At 68.3% G+C, this 4,877-nt stretch carries 5 protein-coding genes and 1 pseudogene; 1 reads left to right on the plus strand and 5 read right to left on the minus strand.

Features of this window, described 5'->3' with window-relative positions; translation table 11 throughout:
* Positions 1–224: 224 nt before the first annotated feature.
* From ACRDUX_RS01100 to ACRDUX_RS01120, 5 genes are all read right to left on the minus strand, one after another.
* The gene (locus tag ACRDUX_RS01100; RefSeq protein ID WP_526410183.1) at positions 225–1,178 is read right to left on the minus strand and encodes a Ppx/GppA phosphatase family protein; all 954 of its coding nucleotides are present in this window, start codon (positions 1,176–1,178) and stop codon (positions 225–227) included.
* The gene (locus tag ACRDUX_RS01105; RefSeq protein ID WP_526410185.1) at positions 1,175–1,669 is read right to left on the minus strand and encodes a DUF501 domain-containing protein; all 495 of its coding nucleotides are present in this window, start codon (positions 1,667–1,669) and stop codon (positions 1,175–1,177) included. Before ACRDUX_RS01105 ends, ACRDUX_RS01100 begins: the two co-directional genes overlap by 4 nt.
* Entirely contained in the window at positions 1,662–2,348 is a 687-nt protein-coding gene (locus ACRDUX_RS01110) for an FtsB family cell division protein (RefSeq protein WP_526410187.1), read from the minus strand. Before ACRDUX_RS01110 ends, ACRDUX_RS01105 begins: the two co-directional genes overlap by 8 nt.
* 46 nt (positions 2,349–2,394) lie before the next feature.
* Entirely contained in the window at positions 2,395–3,684 is a 1,290-nt protein-coding gene (eno, locus tag ACRDUX_RS01115) for a phosphopyruvate hydratase (protein ID WP_526410189.1), read from the minus strand.
* A gap of 143 nt (positions 3,685–3,827) precedes the next feature.
* Positions 3,828–4,559: a lytic transglycosylase domain-containing protein gene (locus ACRDUX_RS01120; protein ID WP_526410191.1), complete on the minus strand. Its 732-nt coding sequence runs from the start codon at positions 4,557–4,559 to the stop codon at positions 3,828–3,830.
* A 169-nt stretch (positions 4,560–4,728) separates the two neighbouring features.
* On the opposite strand from ACRDUX_RS01120, the pseudogene ACRDUX_RS01125 reads away from it, so the two are divergent.
* A pseudogene (locus ACRDUX_RS01125) lies at positions 4,729–4,877 on the plus strand (iron transporter); the annotation flags it as partial.

Genomic DNA, 4,877 nt, shown 5'->3' on the forward strand with positions numbered 1-4,877 from the left:
ACTCAGCGTGATTCGAACTATTGTCGAATAGCCATATGTGAATATCCGACCGAATCAGCAGAGGTGGACCACCATGCGAGTTTCAGAGAGAAAAGCCGGATCTGGCTGTAGCTGTAAGTGCAACGCCTGCGACGGCGGACACCACTGCGGGAACCCCCCGAACTGCAACGTCAAGCGCTGACGGCCCAACGCTCTACGCTGGGTCGACGAGTCATCACCCCGTTTCAGGCGATTGAAAGGGCGATGCCGTCCAGGATGTCGTGTTCGCTGACGACGAGCTCGTCGATACCAGCGCGTTCGCCCAGTTCACGTGCCAACTCCTCGACGACGATCGCGCCGCCACCGATCACGTCGACGCGGCCCTCGTGCATCGGACCGAGTGCAGCCCGCTGACGACGCGTCATCGCCAGCAGACCGTCGCAGACCTTCAGCAGATCGCCGAACCCGACGCGGGACAGATGGATGGCTTCGGCGTCGTAGGCGGCCAGGTTCATCGCGAGCGCTGACAGCGTCGTAAAGGTGCCGGCGACACCCACCCACGTCCGCGCCCCCTCGACGGGTACGGCAGCCAGGGCCGCCGCGAGCCCGTCGCGGACCACGGCGCGCGCCTCGGCGATCTCGTCGGCCGTCGGCGGGTCGGACGTCAGGCACCGTTCGGTGAGTCGCACGCAGCCGATGTTCGCCGAGTAACTCGCATCGACACCCGCCGCAGAGCCCAGCACCACCTCGGTCGAGCCGCCGCCCAGGTCGACCACCACGAACGGGGCTGCGGCGGGATCGAGTTCACCGACCGCGCCGCGGAAGGACAGTTCGGCCTCCTCGGTGCCGGTGATGACCTCCGCGACCGAGCCAGGCACGGCGACTCCGAGCACGTCGGCCGTCATGGCGAAGAACTCGTCGCGGTTGGTTGCGTCGCGGGTTGCCGAGGTCGCCACCATTCGCACCGTCGACACCGAGTGGCGCTGCAGCAACACCGCGTAATCCTCGAGGGCCGCCCTGGTGCGCACCAGCGCGGCATCCCCGAAACGACCCGTGGCGTCGACGCCCTCACCCAGTCTTACGATGCGCATCTCGCGATGCACGTCGCGCAGTCCGCCCCCGGCGTCAGCACGGGTCGCGTCGGCGATCAACAGCCGAATGGAATTGGTCCCACAGTCGATCGCAGCGACTCTCGTCACGCCGTCCACACCTCTCGATCCAGGATGCCGGCCATCGCAGGCTCGCTCGCCAGCACGGCAAGGGCCTCGTCGCCGAACGGGTTGACGCCGGGCCCCTTCGCCAGCGAGTGCGCGATGACGACGTGCAGACACTTGACGCGGTCGGGCATCCCGCCGCCGGAGAACGTCGTACCCAACGGTTCGACGGCGTCGCGTTCGGCCAGAAACGACTCGTGCGCGCGGCGGTAGGCGTCGGCCAGATCCGGGTCGCGCCCCAGCCTCTCGGTCATCTCGCGCATCATCCCCGAGGACTCCAGCCGGCTGGCCGCGGCCGTGAGCGCGGGATGCGTCAGGTAGTACAACGTCGGAAAGGGTGTTCCGTCAGGCAGTTTCGGCGCCGTCTTCACGACTCCCGGTTGGCCGTTCGGGCAGCGGTAGGCGATCTCGAGGACGCCGCGGGGCTCGCGGCCCAGCTGGAGCGCGACGACGTCGAGATCGGTTTGGTCAACCACCGGCAGGCGGCGGGACGGGCGGCGGCGGAGGTGGAGGCAGCTCAGGAGCCGGGGGGATCTGCGAAACTCCGTGTGGCACATCGGCAACCGTCTTCCACAGGCTGGTGTACCACGGCTGACCGCTTGGTGTTTGCGCAGCGCTGACGCCGGGGACGGCCTCCGGTGCCGCCGCCCCCGGCGGCAGCTGCACCTGGTAGGGGATGTCGCCAGGCATGACGAAGCCAAGGCGCTCACGCGCCTGGGCAGCGATGTACACCGGGTCGCCGAGCTTGACCTTCTGTTGCTGGAGATCGGCGATCTGCGAACGCAATTGGGCCTCCGCGGTGGAGAGCTGCCTCATCTCGGTCCGCTGCGCGAAGTAGGTCCGCACGGGTCCCGCGATGGTCAGCGTCAGAACGCACACGACGACCGCGAGGATCGCAGCGCGCCTGGCGGCCGAACCGAGCCTCTGTTCGGACTGCTGCTCCGCCGCTTCGGCGATCGCCTTCTTGATCGGCTCGATGACACCGGTGGGCTCGTCGTCGACCTCGGCATCGGGGGCAGGCTCGGGTGCAGGGCGCGCCTCGACGGCGCGCGGCTCGCGCCTGATGGGCGTCGCCCCCCGCGGACGGCCGCCACCCTTGCCCGGCCGCGACGCGGGGGCGCGCCGCTTCGGGTCGGGCCGCTTCGCGTCGGGCATGGGCCGTTCACTCCTGTGAGAATTCGAGCCTTGACTGCCCTAAAAGCTACTTGCTCTCGAAGGAGAACCGCGGGAACGCCAGGTCACCGGCGTATCGCGCGGCGTCGCCCAGCTCCTCCTCGATGCGGAGCAGCTGGTTGTACTTGGCGACGCGCTCGCTGCGGGCTGGGGCACCGGTCTTGATCTGCCCGCTGCCGACGGCGACGGCCAGGTCGGCGATGGTGGTGTCCTCGGTCTCACCGGAGCGGTGGCTCATCATCGTGCGGTAGCCGCTGTTGTGGGCGAGTGCGACGGCGTCCAGCGTCTCGGTGAGCGTGCCGATCTGGTTCACCTTGACGAGCAACGCGTTGGCCGCCCCCTTCTCGATGCCCTCCTCGAGCCGCTCCGGGTTGGTGACGAAGAGGTCGTCTCCGACGATCTGGACGCGGTCACCGATCGCGGTGGTCAACGACACCCAGCCGTCCCAGTCGTCCTCGGACAGCGGATCCTCGATGGACACCAGCGGGTAGGCGTCCAGCAGCCCGGTGTAGAACTCGGTCATCTGCTCGGCGGTGCGGGTCTGCTTCTCGAAGGCGTAACCCGTGCCCGCCGTGTAGAACTCGGTGGCCGCGACGTCCAGCGCCAGCGCCACGTCGGAGCCAAGCGTGAAGCCCGCCCCCTCGATCGCGGAGCTGATGAGGTCGAGCGCCGCCACCGTGCCCGCGATGTCGGGGGCGAAACCACCCTCGTCGCCGAGTCCGGTGGACAGGCCCTGCTTCTTGAGGACCGACTTCAACGAGTGGTACACCTCGGCGCCCCAGCGCAGCGCCTCCTTGAACGAGGCCGCTCCGATGGGCGCAACCATGAACTCCTGAACGTCGACACCGGTGTCGGCGTGCGCGCCGCCGTTGACGATGTTCATCATCGGGACGGGCAGGATGTGGGCGTTCGGGCCGCCGAGGTAGCGAAACAGCGGGAGTCCGGCCGCGTCGGCAGCCGCCTTCGCCACAGCGAGGGAGACGCCAAGGATCGCGTTGGCGCCCAGTCGCGACTTGTCAGGGGTTCCGTCGCTGTCGAGCAGCGCCTGGTCGACGAGCCGCTGATCGTCGGCGTTCAGTCCGATGACGGCGGGCGCGAGCTCGGTCAGGACGCCCTCGACGGCCTTCTCGACGCCCTTGCCGCCGTAACGGCTGCCGCCATCGCGGAGCTCGACGGCCTCGTGCTCACCGGTCGACGCTCCCGACGGGACGGCGGCGCGTGCGGCGGAGCCGTCGTCGAGCACCACCTCGACCTCGACGGTCGGGTTGCCCCGGGAATCGAGAATCTCTCGTGCGGCGATCTGCTCGATGACGGGCACTGTCGTCTCCCTAGCGTCGGGGCTGATGCGGACGGTCTTGTACGGGCACAGCCTAGATGCTGTGGTTTGGCGCTGCCGAGATGGCCGCCACGGTAGTCAACTCGCTTGTTTGACGACAGGGAATGCTATTTCGGCGCAGGGGGCTACAGCGAGTGGCCCGTGGCGTAGGCGGTCGCCCAGTCGCGGACCGTGCGGGCGTACTGGTCGGAGAGGTTGTAGGCCCGCAGGGCGTCCATCCAGCCTCGCGGCTTGGCCAGGTCCTTGCCTCGCCAGCAGAGGTACCCCGCGGCGGACAGCGCCGCGTCGTCGATGTTGTCGGGGCTGACGACGCCGTCGTTGTTCGCGTCCACCCCGTAGAGCTTCCAGGTCTCGGGGATGAACTGCATGGGCCCCATCGCCCGGTCCATGAACGGGTCCCCGTCGAGCTTGCCGCCATCGGTGTCGGGAATCGCCATGTTGCCCATCGAGCCGTCGAGCCGGACCCCACGGATCGGCGGTGTCACGTCCCCGTTGGGCGCGATGGTCGCACCCCGATACGTCCCGTGGTGGCTCTCGACCATCCCGATGCCCGCCAGCGTCGTCCACGCCAGATGACACTTCGGGTTCTCCACCTCGGCGACCCGCGCCGCGTAGGCATATGCCTCCAGCGCCGTCGCGGGGATGCCAAGGGCGCCAGAGCGTTCAGCCGCCCACGCCCGCAGCTGGTCGGCGGGACGCCCCTTGGCATGGGTGTCGACCTGCGGCACCGGATCACCAGGTGGCGGCGGCACGCCCTCTGGGATGGGAATCCCCGTCTGCCACGAGCACGAGGAGGCCATGATCAGGGCCGCAGCGACGACAACCGCGACGGCCCGCAGCCAACGCACTGGCGACACCGGACTCCCTCGACACACTCGAATTCCTGCCATCGTCCCATGCGTTGGGGGGAGCCCCATTGACCAACAGGAGGCGTACAGTCCCGTCCACTGGTATTGCTAAGGTGAGCCATACCTATCGTTGGGTAGCCAATGCTGGGTACCTCCCTATTCGTAGCAAGGACGATGCATGACGGCCGTCGGGGACGTTTCGGTGACACTTCTCGCCGCGGGTCCAAGCGTTTCCTCACAGCTCTTCGGCAGTGCGCTCATCGGCGTCCGTGAGGGCCTCGAAGCCGCCATCGTCGTCACCATCCTGGTGGCGTTCCTCGTCAAGTC

Source organism: Mycobacterium sp. (assembly GCF_050701675.1).
Taxonomy (GTDB): Bacteria; Actinomycetota; Actinomycetes; order Mycobacteriales; family Mycobacteriaceae; genus Mycobacterium.

Excerpts from the sequence above, each read along its gene's own strand:
- ACRDUX_RS01110 (WP_526410187.1), bottom strand. The coding sequence starts at position 2,348 with ATGCCCGACGCGAAGCGGCCCGACCCGAAGCGGCGCGCCCCCGCGTCG.